The following is a 14,736-nucleotide window of genomic DNA, read 5'->3' as shown; positions in this document are numbered from 1 at the left end:
AAAGAACCGATGACCACCACCTCCGCCACCCAGTTCATCAACATCGGCGAACGCACCAACGTCACCGGCTCTGCCGCGTTCAAGAAGCTGATCATGGCCGGCGACTATGCCAAGGCCGTGGAGGTCGCGCGCCAGCAGGTGGAGAACGGCGCGCAGATCATCGACGTCAACATGGACGAGGGGCTGCTCGACGCGGTCGAGGCGATGACGACCTTTCTGAAGCTGATCACCGCCGAGCCGGATATCAGCCGGGTGCCGGTGATGATCGACAGCTCGAAATGGCATGTGATCGAGGAGGGGCTGAAATGCGTCTCCGGCAAGCCGATCGTCAATTCGATTAGCATGAAGGAGGGCGAGGAACAGTTCCTGGAGCACGCCCGCAAGTGCATGGCGTACGGCGCCGCAGTCGTTGTCATGGCGTTCGACGAAGTGGGGCAGGCGGACACCCGCGACCGCAAGATCGAAATCTGCGAGCGCGCCTATAAGCTGCTGACCGGTATCGGCTTCCCTCCCGAGGACATCATCTTCGATCCCAACGTCTTCGCCGTCGCGACGGGGATCGAGGAGCATAACAATTACGCTATGGATTTCATCGAGGCGACGCGGGAGATCCGCGCCCGCTGCCCGCACGTCCATATCTCCGGCGGCCTCTCCAACCTGTCCTTCAGCTTTCGCGGCAACGAGCCGGTGCGCCGGGCGATGCATTCGATCTTCCTCTATCACGCCATTCCGGCGGGGATGGACATGGCGATCGTCAATGCCGGGCAACTCGACGTCTATGACACGATCGATCCCGAGCTGCGCCAGGCGTGCGAGGATGTGATCCTCAACACCGATCCCGAGGCTGGCGAGCGGCTGGTCGCGCTGGCGGAAAAGTATCGCGGCACCGATGCGGCGACCGAAAAGGCCGCCGCCGAATGGCGCGGCTGGCCTGTGGTCAAGCGCCTGGAACATGCGCTGGTCAAGGGCATCGACATGTACGTCGTCGACGATACCGAGCTGGCCCGCCAGGAGATCGCTGCGCGCGGCGGCCGTCCGATCGAGGTGATCGAAGGGCCGTTGATGGAGGGGATGAACGTCGTCGGCGATCTGTTCGGTTCCGGCAAGATGTTCCTGCCACAGGTCGTCAAATCCGCCCGCGTGATGAAGAAGGCGGTCGCGCACCTGCTCCCCTATATCGAGGCGGAAAAGGCCGAGGGCGACAGCCGCGGCAAGGGCCGCGTCATCATGGCGACGGTCAAGGGCGACGTGCACGATATCGGCAAGAACATCGTCGGCGTCGTGCTTCAGTGCAACGGTTTCGAGGTCGTCGATCTGGGTGTCATGGTCCCCTGGACCAAGATCCTGGAGGCGGCGAACGAGAACGATGCCGACATGATCGGCCTGTCCGGCCTGATCACCCCCTCGCTCGACGAAATGGTCACCGTGGCGGAGGAAATGCAGCGCGCCGGCATGACGATGCCGCTGCTGATCGGCGGGGCAACCACGTCGAAAGTGCATACCGCGCTGAAGATCGCACCGGCCTATGCTGGGCCGGTCGTCCATGTGCTCGATGCCAGCCGCGCCGTCGGCGTTGCCACCACGCTCGTCTCCGACACGATCCGCGACGATTACGTGACCAAGATCGCGGCGGAATATGAAGCCGTTCGCCTCGCCCGCGCCGGCAAGGGTCAGAGCGAACTGGTGCCGCTGGAAGCCGCCCGCGCCAATGCGTTCGAAGCGGACATGAGCATCAAGCCGCGCAAGCCCATCCTGCCCGGCGTGCACCGTTTCCCCGACTGGGATCTGGCCGACCTGCGCGACTATATCGACTGGACGCCGTTTTTCCGGGCGTGGGAACTGCATGGCAATTACCCCGCGATCCTGGACGATGCCGTCGTCGGCGAAAGCGCCCGCAGCCTGTTTGCCGATGCGCAGAAGATGCTGGACCGGATCGTTGCCGACCGCTGGCTGGTGGCAAAGGGCGTTGCCGGCCTGTGGCCTTGTGCCCGCGAGGGCGACGATGTCGTCGTCCATGTGGAGGACGAGGACCATGTGCGCCTGCCGTTCCTGCGACAGCAGGTCGCCAAGCGCGAGGGCCGCGCGAACATGTGCTTGGCCGACTTCATCGACCGCGACGGCGACTGGATCGGCGGATTCGCCGTCGGCATTCACGGGATCGAACCGCATCTGGCCAAATTCCGGGCGGCGCATGACGATTATTCGGACATTTTGCTGAAGGCGCTGGCCGACCGTTTCGCCGAAGCCTTTGCCGAACGGCTGCACCAATATGTCCGCAAGTCGCTCTGGGGTTATGCAGAAGGCGAACAGCTGGACAACCATGCCCTGATCCGCGAGCAATATCATGGCATCCGCCCCGCGCCCGGCTATCCCGCCTGCCCGGACCACAGCCTGAAACCCATCCTGTTCAAGATGCTGGGTGCGCATGACGCCACTGGCATTTCGCTGACCGAAAGCTTTGCGATGCTGCCGACGGCGGCAGTCAGCGGCTTCTATTTCGGCCATCCGGACGCCGCCTATTTCGGGGTGGCGCGCGTGGGCAAGGACCAGGTGGAGGATTATGCCCAGCGGCGCGGGGTCGACCTGGCGACGACCGAACGCTGGCTGCGCCCGAACCTGGATTGATCGCGGCGTTAACGAGTGACCATAGCGGGGATCACGCCGCCGCGTCGTTGCCTGCCGCGACCGCAACCTGGTTCCGACCGCCATTCTTGGCCGCGTAGAGCGCTGCGTCGGCGGCGGCGATCAGGTCGTCCAGCGGAACGCAGCCGGATGACACGCACACCCCGATACTGGCCGTCACTGCGCCGCAGGGGATGAACTGGGTTTGCTCGATCGCCTGACGCAACCGCTCGGCCATGGCCATTGCGGCTTCGCCGGTCAGACCGGGACAGATCAGGATGAACTCCTCGCCCCCCCAGCGGCCGATCACGTCGCCCGGCCGCATCGTCTGTTGCAGGACACGGGCGATGCCGATGATGACCCGGTCGCCGCACAGGTGGCCATAGGTGTCGTTCAGCCGCTTGAAGCGATCGAGGTCGACCATCATCACGGCCAGCGGCCCGGCGTCGGCATCCAATCTGGCTTCGGCCAGCCCGCGCCGGTTGAGCAAGGCGGTCATCGGATCGTGGCGGGCGGCGATCATGGCCTGATCCGCCTCGACGCGCGCCAGATCCGCCAGGGCACGGCGATGCTCGACTTCGCCCCGCAGGCGCAGGATGCGATGCGCAAGATGCGCGCCGATCGCCAGCACCCACAGGGCCAGCAGCCCGAGATACCATTGATCGCGGGTAAGGGCGCTTCGACGGATCTCGATGGATTCGACCGCGAACCGATGCTTGCCAAGCGGAGCGTTGCTGCCGCTCTGAATGTCCAGGCTGACGATATTGTCGAATTGGGCGTGGCCCAGTTTCGGCGGGATGTCATGCAGCGCGAGCCACCAGTCGGCGACGCCGAAATCCAGTCGGTCCAAATGGATCGACGTCATCTTGCCTGGCGTGATTTCGTGTTCCACACGGTTGAATTTAGGCGTGTCGTCCAGCACCGACCGGGCATAGGCCGGATCGAAGTTTTTCATGTGCATCCGCACGCTGTTTGCCGGGCCGTCATAGCGAAGCTTTAGCGTGACCGATCGCAGATTGCTGAGGTCGATACCCCGTTCCAGTTGCTGACGCCCGAAATAGATTTCGTAACCGCAATAGGGATAGGCGAACCCCGCCTTGAGTTCGCATTCCCAAGCGAGCGGACTGGTTTCGCGTGCGGTGGATTGCCCATCGTTGAATTGGTCGCTCAACGGCGCGCGCTGCATCGTTGCAACCGTGTCCTTGTCCAGGATCAATCGGCGCTCGAGCAGGGTGTCGCCGCCGAGCACCGCAGCGACGGTCAGGACAAGCAGCGCCATCAGCAGGAGTTCGGTGCGCAGAAAGTCGACCCACCGAGCGCGCGCCGATGAATTGCCAATCGTCCGCGCGCCGCGCGGCGCCATCGTCAGACGCCGGTCATATTCCATGAAGCCAGCATCGCCATATCCCCCCTGAAATTCGGTTAACGCCGTCATCCGAAAAAGGCCGCAAATACGCATTGTCTTGCCCGAAGCGGCTGGATCGGCCAGCGTAGGCCGGGGAAGCATTCCGGGGGAACCAATGGCCGAAGCCGCCATGACCGACGACACTGTGCCGCGCGAACCAAGCGCCAAGGAAATCCGGACCGTCATCACCGCATCGTCGCTGGGAACGGCGTTCGAATGGTATGACTTCTTCATCTATGGCACGCTGGCTGCGTCCGGCATCATCGGGCGCACCTTTTTTCCCGGGGGAAACGAGGTTCTTCAGACCCTGCTCGCCTGGGCGGGCTTTGCCGTCGGCTTCGGGTTTCGGCCGCTGGGTGCCGTGTTGTTCGGGTTTCTGGGCGACAAGCTGGGACGCAAATACACGTTTCTGGTCACGATCACGCTGATGGGCATTGCCACTGCAGGTGTCGGTCTGGTGCCGAGCTATGCCAGCATCGGCATCGCCGCTCCCATCCTGATCATCCTGCTCCGCATTGCGCAGGGGCTGGCGCTGGGCGGCGAATATGGCGGAGCGGCGATCTATGTCGCCGAACATTCGCCGCCGGGCAAAAGCGGCTATCACACCAGTTTCATCCAGGCATCGGTGGCGGGCGGCTTCATCCTCAGTCTGATCGTCGTGCTCGGCTTCAAATCCTCGATGAGCAGCGAAGTCTGGAACGACTGGGGCTGGCGTGCGCCGTTCCTGTTCTCGCTGCTGTTGCTGGCAATTTCGCTGTGGATGCGGGTCAAGCTTTCCGAAAGCCCGGTGTTCAAGGCGATGAAGGCAGCGGGCGAGACGGCGAAGAACCCGTTCCTGGAAAGCTTCACCTATCCCGGCAACTGGAAGCGGCTATTCGTTGCCCTGTTCGGCATCGCCGCCGGGCTGACCGTCATATGGTACACCGCGATGTTCAGCGTGCTTAGCTTCCTGCAGGGGCCGATGCGAGTGGACGAAACGACGGCGCAGCTGATCGTCGGAGCCGGCGCGCTGGCCGGGCTGTTCTGGTTCGTGTTTTTTGGCCGGCTGTCCGACCGGGTGGGCCGGAAGGCCCCGATCGTGACCGGCTATGCGGCAACGCTGCTCCTCTTGTTCCCGATTTTCTGGACGATCGGCCATGCCGCCAATCCCGGCCTGGCCGATGCCGCCGACCGCGCGCCGGTGGTGGTAACCGGCCCTGCCTGCGCCTTCGATCCCTTCTCGGCGACCCAGAAGGATGCGTGTGGCCGCGTGCTCGACCATCTGTCCAAAAAAGGTGTCCATTACACCACGATGCGCGCGCCCGCCGTCACCCTATCGATCGGCGGACTGCCGGTCGGATCGACCGAACCGCAATCGATCGATGCCGCGCTGGAGCGAGCGGGATACCGGCTGGACCGGGTGATCCCGTCGCCGGGCAACATCGCCATCATCCTGGTGGCGATCGTCACCCTGTCCATGCTGGCGGGTGCAACCTTCGGCCCTGTGGCAGCCTTATTGTCGGAGATGTTTCCGCCGCGAATCCGCTATTCATCCATGTCGATCCCCTACCACATCGGCACGGGCTATTTCGGCGGGTTTCTGCCCTTTATCAGCGCCTATATGGTCGCCCGTTCCGGCAATGCCTATGCCGGGCTGTGGTACACCATGGCGGTGGTCGCATTGGCGCTGGCGGTATCGCTCTGGGGCCTGAAGAGTGGCCGACCCGAACCGTTGAAGGATTGAGCGCGGGGCCAAAGCGGGATAGCGGCAGCTCGGATGATCGCTGAACCGCCCCCGCCGCCCCTTCGCCTGGTCATCGATGGCGACGCGCTGGTCGGCAACTGGCGCGCCCTTGCCGCGCGTCATCCGGCGGCTGCATGCGGCGCTGCGGTCAAGGCGGACGGCTATGGCCTGGGCGCACGGGCCGTGGTGCGCCGATTGGCGGCGGCGGGGTGCCGCGACTTCTTCGTCGCCACCTGGGCCGAAGCGCTGGCGATTGCCGATCTGGCCCCGTCCGTCGCTGTGCTGCACGGGGTGCGGGATGCCGACATGGCGGCGGCCGTTGCGGCGCCAGCGCATGTGCGTCCCGTACTGAACACGGCTGGTCAGGCCGTCCGCTGGCGGCAAGGCGGGGGCGGGCGGCGATGCGACCTGATGGTCGATACCGGCATGAACCGATTGGGTGTCGCACCGGACGAGGCGGCGGCACTGGCCGGCGGTCTGCGGATCGATACGGTCATGAGCCACCTGTCCTGCGCCGACGAGTCGCATCCGTTGAACGAACGGCAGCGTGCGACATTTGCGGCGCTGGTGCCTCAAGTGCCGGCGCGGCGGGCCAGTCTGGCAAACAGCGCCGGCATCCTGCTGGGCGATGGATATGGCTTCGACCTGACCCGACCCGGCCTGTCGCTATATGGCGGGGTGCCGACGCCGACGGCGGCGGACCTGATCCGTCCGGTCGTCCGTCCCGAAGCCGAGGTGCTTCAGGTTCGGGAAGTCGCGGCGGGGGCGTGCATCGGATACAATGCGACGGCAGTCGCCGATCGGCCGATGCAGCTTGCCATCCTGAACATCGGCTATGCCGATGGCTATGGGCGTGGATTTTCCAATGTCGGCGCGGCCATCGGACCGGAGGGTCAGCCGCTGCCGGTGATCGGCCGGGTTTCCATGGACCTGTTGACCGTCGACATCGGTGCGGCGCCGGATGTGGGCGAGGGGGACTGGCTGCCCATCCAATACGATCTGGCGCAAGCGGCGGCCCAGGCGGGACGGTCGCAATATGAACTGCTGACGGGGCTTGGCCAGCGATACGAACGGGTCTGGCGATCGTGATCGGTTATGTCGGGTTCATGCAATCTGCGTTAGGATGACAAATCCTCCGTAGGAGAAGCGACAATGAACCCTGCTCTGACCGCAATCATCGCCTGCGCCCTGACCGCTGCCGGTTCAATGCCTCTGCCAGCATCGACCAAGGACCGACCGACCGGTGAGGCGGCGCTGGCCGAGCGGCTGGACGGACGGGTTGCGGACAAGGCCCAGAGCTGCGTTTCGTTCCGCCAGCTCCGCGGCACGACGATGTACCGGGGTGTGGGCATCCTGTATCAGGGTCCGGGTTCGACCCTGTACCTGAACCGGGGCAAGGGCGGATCACTGGATCAGTTGAGCGACGACAGCATATTGGTGACCGTGACGCCGCTGACCCAGCTTTGCGCCAATGATACGGTGCGGCTGGTCGACCGTGTGTCGGGGTTCGATCGGGGCTTTGTCATCCTGGGCGATTTCGTGCCCTATCGCCGGGCCCCCGCCGCCGAATAAGCCCCGTTAGCGCAGCGGCTTCCCGCTATTGGCCCAGCGCGGCAGGATCGGCGACTGGGGAAGCGTGTCCGGCACCGGCTGAACCGTGCCGGAAACCGCAAGATCGATCGGCGCGGGATCGGTTGCCGGTTGCACGGGTGACGTAGTGATAGTCGTGGCAAGCGGCGTTGCAATAATCGCCTGATCCAGCGCCAGGGCGGCCACCGACACCGGCAGGGGCCGATGCGGGCCAGGGACGGGTTCATCCCCCGCATAATGGTCGCGGAACGCGGCTGCGGTGCCCCAATAGCCTTTCCACCGGTGAAAGAAGTGCGCGCCGTAAACACCGGTCATGACCAGGCTGCTGGCCCAATAGGGCTTGACCGCATAGGTGTGGTAATGCGTCGCCAGCCCGACGCCGGCCATGACATAACCGTCAAGGGCGCGCTGGGCGGAGCGCCGGGCGCGGTCCCAGGCGGAAGCCATCGGCTTGCGCGCCATTGCGCCGTCGCAGGCAAAGCTGAACTGGCACCCGCTGCGTTCCGACCCCTGATAGATGACGCCGCAGACGGTGTTGGGAAAGGCGGGATGGCGGACGCGGTTCAGGATGACCTGAGCAACTGCGGCCTGGCCGTCGTCCGGTTCGCTGGCCGCCTCGTAATAGATGGCGGTCGTCAGGCATTGCAGGGCGCGGGCACGGTCGGATTCGGTGCCGGCCATGAAAAAGGGGCGGGCCGGGCGGATGGTGCCGCCGCCCAGCACCGCAGCCGCGTCCTCCCGGTAATCGGCCGGAACCGGAAGATCGGGCAATGCCGTCGTCCCGGTGACGCCCGGGGCCAGTGCATCGCCATCCTCGATCGAAAGCAGCAAGGCGGCACCCGGAAAATGGTCGTCCGCTTCATATCCGCTGGGCAGCCGTTCCGGCATCGGCGGCGGCGCGGCCTGTTTCAGCGATGCATAGCCCGCATGACCCGAAAACCCAGCTCCGATCAGCGATACGAGCAATGCCGCGACCACACCGCGCGATTGCAGGAAGGACCAGTGCCGCCAGTTCATGGCCGCGCTGATACGCGATTCGGATAACGCTTTCCTCAGCGGATTTTCGACCGTCCCAGTGCGCGACACAATGTGGTTAATGCAAGCATTGCGCGCGGTTCAGCGCATCAGCACTAGTTCCTCGGCCATGGTCGGGTGGATCGCGACGGTCGCGTCGAACGCCGCCTTTGTCAGTCCTGCCTTGACCGCCACTGCCGCTGCCTGAAGGATTTCGGGCGCGTCCGGCCCGATCAGGTGGATGCCAAGGATGCGCTCGCTCTCCGGCTCGCAGATCATCTTGTACAGCGCGCGTTCGTTGCGGCCGGCAAGGACGTTCTTCATGGCGCGGAAGTCGGAGGTATAGACCTTGACCGAGCCATATTTCATCTTGGCCTGGCTTTCCGTCAGTCCCACCCCGGCGATCGGCGGATGGCTGAACACGGCGCTGGGGATGCAGTCGTAATCGACGGTCGTCGGCTTGTTGCCATAAAAGGTGTCGGCAAAGGCCTGGCCCTCGCGGATCGCGACCGGCGTCAGCTGAACGCGGTTGGTGACGTCGCCCACGGCAAAGATGCTGGAGCAGGACGACCGGTTTTCGGCGTCCACCTTGATCGCGCCGCCATCGTCAAGCTCGACGCCCGCCCGATCCAGCCCCAGACCGCTGGTATTGGGAACGCGGCCGGTGGCGAACATCACGCAATCGACGTCGATGTCGGCATGGCCGGACATGCTGACGCGCAGGGTGCCGTCGGCCTGTTTCTCGATTCCCCGGAAACTGGCGTTGAAGCGGAACTGGATCCCCTTCATCGTGCTGATCTGCAGCAGCCGATCGCGGATCTGTTCGTCATACCCGCGCAGGATCATGTCCGAGCGGTTCATCAGCGTGACCTCCGCCCCGAATTCGTTGAAGATCCCGGCGAACTCGTTGGCGATATAGCCGGCGCCCGCGATCAGGATGCGCTTCGGCACCGCCGGCAGATGAAATGCCTCGTTCGAGGTGATGCCATGTTCGGCCCCGGGACAATCCGGGACATGGGGACGCGCGCCGACCGCGATCAGGATGCGTTCGGCGGTGATTTTCCGACCCGAAGCCAGCGTCACTTCATTCGGGCCGGACACGGTGGCGCGTTCGTTGAATATCTCGACCTTGTTGCTGTTCAGCGTGGTCGTGTAGGCGCCGTTGATCCGGTCGACTTCCTTGAAGACATTGGCGGTCAGCCGCTGCCAGTCGAACGGCACGTCCTTTGGCACGTCCCAGCCGAATTCGCGGGCATCCTTCAGATCCTCGGCGAAATGCGCGCCATAGACGAGCAGTTTCTTGGGCACGCAGCCGCGAATGACGCAGGTGCCGCCGACGCGATATTCCTCGGCAATGGCCACGCGCGCGCCATAGGCGCCGGAGACCCGGGCCGCGCGCACGCCGCCGGAACCCGCACCGATGACGAAGAGATCATAGTCGAAAGCCATTTGCCGTCCCCGCTGAACCAGACCGCGCATTTAGGGTGTCGCGGGTCGCCTTGCCAGATTCATCCCATGGCGCGGGCGATCAGGGCATTGGTGCTGGCATCGAAATCCAGATCGCCCGCATCCGCCGCCTTGGCCATTTCCTTGCCCAATTCGACGCCGAACTGGTCGAAGGCATTGATGCCCAGCAGCACCGAATTGACGAAAGTGCGATGCTCGTAAAACGCGATCAGCGCGCCCAGCGTACGCGGGTCGAGCGTGTCGAGGAGCAGGGTGGAGGAGGGTCGGTCGCCGGGATAGGCCCGGGCGGCATCGTCATTGGCACGGCCCGCCATCAGCGCCGCGCCTTGCGCGAAACAGTTGAGGAGCAGCTGGCGGTGATGTGCCTCTGCCAGCGTGTCGCCCGGTTCCTTGACCGCGATGAATTCGACCGGGACGATGTGCGTCCCCTGGTGCAGCAGCTGGAACACGGCGTGCTGGGCATCGGTGCCGACGCCGCCCCAGGTGATCGGCGCGGTGGCGCGGGTGACGGGGGTCCCGTCCACCGTCACGCCCTTGCCGTTCGATTCCATCTCGAGCTGTTGCAGATAGCTGGGCAGCAGCCGCAGCCGTTCGTCGTAGGCGAATACGGCGCGGGTCGCGCAGCCCTTGACCTGCGTGTAATACAGGTCGGCAAAGGCGGCGAGGACGGGCGCGTTCCGATCAGCGGGAGTCAGGCGGAAATGCCGGTCCATTTCGGCCGCGCCCTCCAGCAGTTCCTCGAACGCATCCCAACCCAGACCGAGTGCCGCAGGAAAGCCCAGCGACGACCAGAGCGAATAGCGCCCGCCGACGCTTTCGGCGAAGGGCAGGATGCGGGTTTCATCGACGCCCCAGGCCACCGCCTTGTCCGGTGCGGCGGTCAGCGCGATGACGCGGCCATAGGGATCGGCGACGCCCCCTTCGGTCATCCAGCCCAGCGCGCTTTCGGCGTTCAGCAGCGTTTCGGTGGTGGTGAACGTCTTTGACGCGACCAGCAGCAGGGTGGCGGCGGCATCGAATCCCTTGACCGCTTCCTCCAGCGCCAGCCCGTCGACATTCGACACGATGGCGACATCATAGCGGTCCGCATCGCGGCCCAGCGCATCGACGATCAGGTCCGGGCCGAGTGCCGATCCGCCGATGCCGACATGCAGGATGTGGCGGACGGGGCCGAGCGCCTCTGCCTCGATCGCGTCGATCAGCGCACGCATCCGCGCCTGAAACCCCCGCGCCCTGGCCACGCTGTCCGGATTGCCCTCGCCGCGTTCGGCGGTGTGTTCGACCGAGCGCCCTTCGGTCACGTTGACCACCGCGCCGCTGAACAGCGCATCGCGCGCCGCCGACAGCCCGGCTTGGTCCGCCAGCGCCGTGAAGGCGTCGATCGCGGCCGCATCCAGATGAGTTTTGGACCAGTCGAAATAGATGCCCGCAACGGTCATGCCGAACCGGTCGACGCGGCCGGCGTCGGCGGCGAACAGGTCGGTCAGGCGGGCGGGGCGCAGCGCTTCGATCGCGGTCCAGGCGGGATGGGTCATGCTCGTCTCCTGATGTCCGCTGCCCTGTAGCGACGCCGGCGGCGCGATGCCACCCGAAAGGCGGCTTGACGCCCCGGCGGCCGCCCGCGATGGAGGGGCATGGCCCATGCGTCCCGAGCCGCAGCCCGAAAGCCGGGCAAGCGTTCCGAATTCGTCGAAACCGTGATCTTCCTGCTGAAGCTGGTCGTGATTGTGGCGATCGTCCGCAGCTTCGTGTTTTCCGCCTTCAGCATCCCCTCCGGATCGATGCTGCCCCGCCTGCTGGTCGGCGATTACCTGTTCATCACCAAGTGGAATTACGGGTATTCGCGTCATTCGCTGCCATTCAGCCTGCCGTTGATCCCCGACCGCATCCTGGCCAAGACGCCCGAGCGCGGCGACGTCGTCGTGCTGAAGGCACCACCGGAGGACCGGGAGGACTGGATCAAGCGCGTCATCGGACTGCCGGGCGACACGGTCCAGATGCGGGGCGGTACCCTGATCCTGAACGGTCAGCCGGTGCCCAAGGACCGGATCGCCGATTTCATCGTCCCTGTCAGCCCGAACAGCCCATGCGCCGGCCCGTTCCTGGACAAGGACGCGTCGGGTGCGCAGTTCTGTCGCTATCCGCAGTTTCAGGAAACATTGCCCAGCGGTCGCAGCTACCGGGTGCTGGACCAGGGCCTGTCGCCTGATGCGGACGATACGCCGGTCTTCACCGTGCCGGCGGGCCATGTGTTCCTGATGGGGGACAATCGCGACGATTCGACCGACAGCCGGTTCGAACCGCAGCTGGCCGCATTTGATGGACGCCATCGTGGCGGATTGAGTTTCGTGCCGATGGAAAATCTGCAGGGGCGGGCGGCGGTGGTATTTTGGTCCACCGACGGCTCGGCGGAATGGCTGCTCCCCTGGACCTGGTTCAGCGCGGCGCGGTTCGAACGGATCGGCGAGGGGTTCTAGGCCGTGGCTGACGCCGCCGGATGGATCGCCGCGACCTTTGGGGTCGAAGGCGCGATCGGCGATTTCGAACGGGCGCTGACCCATGGCAGCCAGGCGGCGGCGAATTACGAGCGGCTGGAATTCCTGGGCGACCGGGTGCTGGGACTGGCCATGGCGACCTGGCTTTACGAACGGTTCCCCGCCGAGCCGGAGGGGGCGCTGTCCCGCCGGTTCAACGCGCTGGTGACCGGGGCCATCTGTGCCGAAGTGGCGCGGGAGCTGGGCGTCGTGCCGCACCTTCGCCTGGGCAAGCAGGCGCGGGACGACGGGGCGGCGCAGAGCGACAATGTGCTGGGCGACGTGATGGAGGCTCTGATCGGGGCGCTGTACCTGGCAAGGGGGTTCGATGCGGCGACGGCATTCGTCCGCACCGCCTGGGCCGACCGGATCGAGACGCAGACCAAGGCACCGCGGCATCCCAAGTCCGCGCTGCAGGAATGGGCGGCGGCGCATCAGCGGCGGCCCCCGGAATACAGCCTGGTCGAGCGCAGCGGACCGCAGCATGCGCCGCGTTTCGTGGTGAAGGTCAGCATCGGCAAGCTGGCCGAGGCGAGCGGCGAGGGGGCGAACAAGCAGGAAGCGGAAACCGCAGCGGCGGCGGCGTTACTGGCGGAACTGGAACGATGACAATAGCCATGAACTCTCCTCAAAAATGCGGCGTCGTCGCCGTGCTGGGCGCGCCCAATGCGGGCAAGTCGACCCTGGTCAATGCGCTGGTCGGCCAGAAGGTGGCCATCGTGAGTCCCAAGGCGCAGACGACCCGTGCCCGGCTGATGGGCATTGCCATCGAGGGGGCGACGCAGATCATCCTGGTCGATACCCCCGGCATCTTTGCCCCTGAACGCCGGCTGGACCGGGCGATGGTCGCGGCCGCCTGGGGCGGGGCAGAGGGCGCGGACGTCATCGCGCTGGTCGTCGATGCCAAGGGCGGGCTGCCCGAGCGCGTCATGGAGATCGTCGACGGCATCGCGGCGCGGCCGGAGCCCAAGATCCTGATCCTCAACAAGGTCGACATTGCGGACAAGCCGCGCCTGCTGACCCATGCCCAGCGGCTGAACGAGCGGCTCAGCTTTGACGAGACGTTCTTCGTGTCCGCCACCAGTGGCGACGGGGTGGCGGAAATGAAGGCCGCGCTGGCCGCCCGGATGCCGGAGGGGCCGTGGCACTTCCCCGAGGACCAGGTATCGGACGCGACCGACCGGATGCTGGCCGCCGAGGTGACGCGCGAGCAGCTATACCTGCAGCTTCACGCCGAGCTCCCCTATGCCAGCGCCATCGAGACCGAGAAATATTCGGAGCGCGAGGACGGATCGGTGGAAATCCACCAGCAGATCTTCGTCGCGCGCGATACGCAGCGGGCGATCGTGCTGGGCAAGGGCGGGCAGCGGATCAAGGAGATCGGCGCGAGGGCGCGGGCCGAGCTGGAGCGGATCATGGGCGTGCGCGTGCACCTGTACCTGCACGTCAAGGTGAACCCGCGCTGGGAAGAGGACCGGAGCCTCTATCGCGACATCGGGCTGGACTGGGTGGACTGACGCCGGCCGGATGACGGCGCGTTGACGGTTTTGACGAAAACAGCGGGTTTTGCGAGCAAGGCGACCGCGTGACGACGGCGACGCGGCGGGAATGCGACCGGGACGCGACAGGCACGCGACAAGCGCGCCACCGTCGTCATGCCCCCGTCCGGTCCGGCGCGAACGGATCGGCCGCCCGCCGCGCATAAAGGGCCAGCGCCCGATCCCATCCGATATCGAACGGCGTTCCGGCCAGCCGCGCCCGCAGCCGGTGCGCGCTGGACCGCGACAGGCCCGCCGCCCGCGCGGCGGCGGCGATGCTGCCGGTATCCGACAGGGCGACGAGAAAAATCCGCTGCCGAGCGGGCGTCCAGCGGGCGCGGCGGGCGGGCGGGGCGGCGGCCGGTGCAGACCGGTCGGGGGTAGGGACAGGCGGTTCCATCGCCAGGGGTGAAGCAGAATCGCCCCGTGTAGGACAGCCGCCCGTCAGCGCTGCGCGGTGGGCGATGCGGCATAGGCAGCCATGATCGCCGCGAGCAGCCCCGGAAAGCGTGCATCCACCTCGGCACAGCGGGCATGGTTGTGCATTTCGACGCCGCGGCGTTCGGAGCGGATCAGACCCGCCTCCCTCAACACGCGGAAATGATGCGACAGCGAGGATTTGGGGATCGTCCGCTCCCCCGTGTCGGCAAGCTTCGCGCACCCCTGAACACAGCCGACGCCCGCGATTTCGGCGTAGATCCGGGCGCGTTCGGGATCGGACAGGGCGTGCAGGATCGCCTGGGGCGAGACGCGGTCCATATCGGGGTGGATGAAAGGGCGCATGATAAATTTCAGATAGTCCCCCTTGTCGCTTCGTTCAATAGTTCCATATTCCCGAACCAT

At 65.6% G+C, this 14,736-nt stretch carries 13 protein-coding genes; 7 read left to right on the top strand and 6 right to left on the bottom strand.

Features of this window, described 5'->3' with window-relative positions; all coding sequences use genetic code 11:
- The first annotated feature begins 9 nt into the window (after positions 1-9).
- Positions 10-2,625 carry a methionine synthase gene (gene metH / locus ACPVPU_RS14465; protein WP_448658672.1) on the top strand — a complete coding sequence of 872 codons (2,616 nt, stop codon included), beginning with the start codon at positions 10-12 and terminating at the stop codon, positions 2,623-2,625.
- A 31-nt stretch (positions 2,626-2,656) separates the two neighbouring features.
- On the opposite strand, the gene ACPVPU_RS14460 is transcribed toward metH, so the two are convergent.
- On the bottom strand, positions 2,657-4,057 hold the full coding sequence (locus ACPVPU_RS14460; RefSeq protein WP_448658671.1) for a GGDEF domain-containing protein: 1,401 nt from the start codon (positions 4,055-4,057) through the stop codon (positions 2,657-2,659).
- Between the two features lie 100 nt (positions 4,058-4,157).
- On the opposite strand from ACPVPU_RS14460, the gene ACPVPU_RS14455 reads away from it, so the two are divergent.
- The 3 genes from ACPVPU_RS14455 (at position 4,158) to ACPVPU_RS14445 (ending at position 7,322) form a co-directional block, all read left to right on the top strand.
- Entirely contained in the window at positions 4,158-5,750 is a 1,593-nt protein-coding gene (locus ACPVPU_RS14455; protein WP_448658670.1) for an MFS transporter, read from the top strand.
- 33 nt (positions 5,751-5,783) lie between these two features.
- The gene (gene alr, locus ACPVPU_RS14450) at positions 5,784-6,839 is read left to right on the top strand and encodes an alanine racemase (RefSeq protein WP_448658669.1); all 1,056 of its coding nucleotides are present in this window, start codon (positions 5,784-5,786) and stop codon (positions 6,837-6,839) included.
- A 63-nt stretch (positions 6,840-6,902) separates the two neighbouring features.
- Entirely contained in the window at positions 6,903-7,322 is a 420-nt protein-coding gene (locus ACPVPU_RS14445; RefSeq protein WP_448658668.1) for a hypothetical protein, read from the top strand.
- A gap of 6 nt (positions 7,323-7,328) precedes the next feature.
- On the opposite strand, the gene ACPVPU_RS14440 is transcribed toward ACPVPU_RS14445, so the two are convergent.
- The 3 genes from ACPVPU_RS14440 to pgi form a co-directional block, all read right to left on the bottom strand.
- On the bottom strand, positions 7,329-8,357 hold the full coding sequence (locus ACPVPU_RS14440) for a cell wall hydrolase (RefSeq protein WP_448658667.1): 1,029 nt from the start codon (positions 8,355-8,357) through the stop codon (positions 7,329-7,331).
- Between the two features lie 99 nt (positions 8,358-8,456).
- Entirely contained in the window at positions 8,457-9,803 is a 1,347-nt protein-coding gene (gorA, locus tag ACPVPU_RS14435) for a glutathione-disulfide reductase (protein WP_448658666.1), read from the bottom strand.
- 59 nt (positions 9,804-9,862) lie between these two features.
- The gene (gene pgi / locus ACPVPU_RS14430) at positions 9,863-11,356 is read right to left on the bottom strand and encodes a glucose-6-phosphate isomerase (protein WP_448658664.1); all 1,494 of its coding nucleotides are present in this window, start codon (positions 11,354-11,356) and stop codon (positions 9,863-9,865) included.
- Between the two features lie 99 nt (positions 11,357-11,455).
- Here pgi and lepB point away from each other — a divergent pair, with 99 nt between their 5' ends.
- From lepB to era, 3 genes are read left to right on the top strand one after another with little or no spacing between them, the layout of a single operon-like run.
- Complete coding sequence (gene lepB, locus ACPVPU_RS14425) at positions 11,456-12,298, top strand: signal peptidase I (RefSeq protein WP_448658663.1); 843 nt, start codon at positions 11,456-11,458, stop codon at positions 12,296-12,298.
- A 3-nt stretch (positions 12,299-12,301) separates the two neighbouring features.
- On the top strand, positions 12,302-12,964 hold the full coding sequence (gene rnc / locus ACPVPU_RS14420; protein ID WP_448658662.1) for a ribonuclease III: 663 nt from the start codon (positions 12,302-12,304) through the stop codon (positions 12,962-12,964).
- An 8-nt stretch (positions 12,965-12,972) separates the two neighbouring features.
- Positions 12,973-13,872: a GTPase Era gene (gene era, locus ACPVPU_RS14415; RefSeq protein WP_448658661.1), complete on the top strand. Its 900-nt coding sequence runs from the start codon at positions 12,973-12,975 to the stop codon at positions 13,870-13,872.
- Positions 13,873-14,008: 136 nt separating this feature from the next.
- On the opposite strand, the gene ACPVPU_RS14410 is transcribed toward era, so the two are convergent.
- Positions 14,009-14,293, bottom strand: coding sequence for a LysR family transcriptional regulator (locus tag ACPVPU_RS14410; RefSeq protein ID WP_448658660.1), 285 nt, complete (start codon positions 14,291-14,293; stop codon positions 14,009-14,011).
- Between the two features lie 44 nt (positions 14,294-14,337).
- Positions 14,338-14,676 carry an ArsR/SmtB family transcription factor gene (locus ACPVPU_RS14405; RefSeq protein ID WP_448658658.1) on the bottom strand — a complete coding sequence of 113 codons (339 nt, stop codon included), beginning with the start codon at positions 14,674-14,676 and terminating at the stop codon, positions 14,338-14,340.
- Positions 14,677-14,736: the final 60 nt, after the last annotated feature.

This window comes from Sphingomonas paludis, from assembly GCF_053502515.1.
The sequence above is the reverse complement of the archived record's forward strand: the minus strand, read 5'-3'. Positions and strand labels throughout refer to the sequence as shown.

Coding starts and splice junctions, on each gene's coding strand:
- metH (WP_448658672.1), top strand. CDS start 10: ATGACCACCACCTCCGCCACCCAGTTCATCAACATCGGCGAACGCACC.
- ACPVPU_RS14460 (WP_448658671.1), bottom strand. CDS start 4,057: ATGACGGCGTTAACCGAATTTCAGGGGGGATATGGCGATGCTGGCTTC.
- ACPVPU_RS14455 (WP_448658670.1), top strand. CDS start 4,158: ATGACCGACGACACTGTGCCGCGCGAACCAAGCGCCAAGGAAATCCGG.
- alr (WP_448658669.1), top strand. CDS start 5,784: ATGATCGCTGAACCGCCCCCGCCGCCCCTTCGCCTGGTCATCGATGGC.
- ACPVPU_RS14445 (WP_448658668.1), top strand. CDS start 6,903: ATGAACCCTGCTCTGACCGCAATCATCGCCTGCGCCCTGACCGCTGCC.
- ACPVPU_RS14440 (WP_448658667.1), bottom strand. CDS start 8,357: ATGAACTGGCGGCACTGGTCCTTCCTGCAATCGCGCGGTGTGGTCGCG.
- gorA (WP_448658666.1), bottom strand. CDS start 9,803: ATGGCTTTCGACTATGATCTCTTCGTCATCGGTGCGGGTTCCGGCGGC.
- pgi (WP_448658664.1), bottom strand. CDS start 11,356: ATGACCCATCCCGCCTGGACCGCGATCGAAGCGCTGCGCCCCGCCCGC.
- lepB (WP_448658663.1), top strand. CDS start 11,456: ATGGCCCATGCGTCCCGAGCCGCAGCCCGAAAGCCGGGCAAGCGTTCC.
- era (WP_448658661.1), top strand. CDS start 12,973: ATGAACTCTCCTCAAAAATGCGGCGTCGTCGCCGTGCTGGGCGCGCCC.
- ACPVPU_RS14410 (WP_448658660.1), bottom strand. CDS start 14,293: ATGGAACCGCCTGTCCCTACCCCCGACCGGTCTGCACCGGCCGCCGCC.
- ACPVPU_RS14405 (WP_448658658.1), bottom strand. CDS start 14,676: ATGCGCCCTTTCATCCACCCCGATATGGACCGCGTCTCGCCCCAGGCG.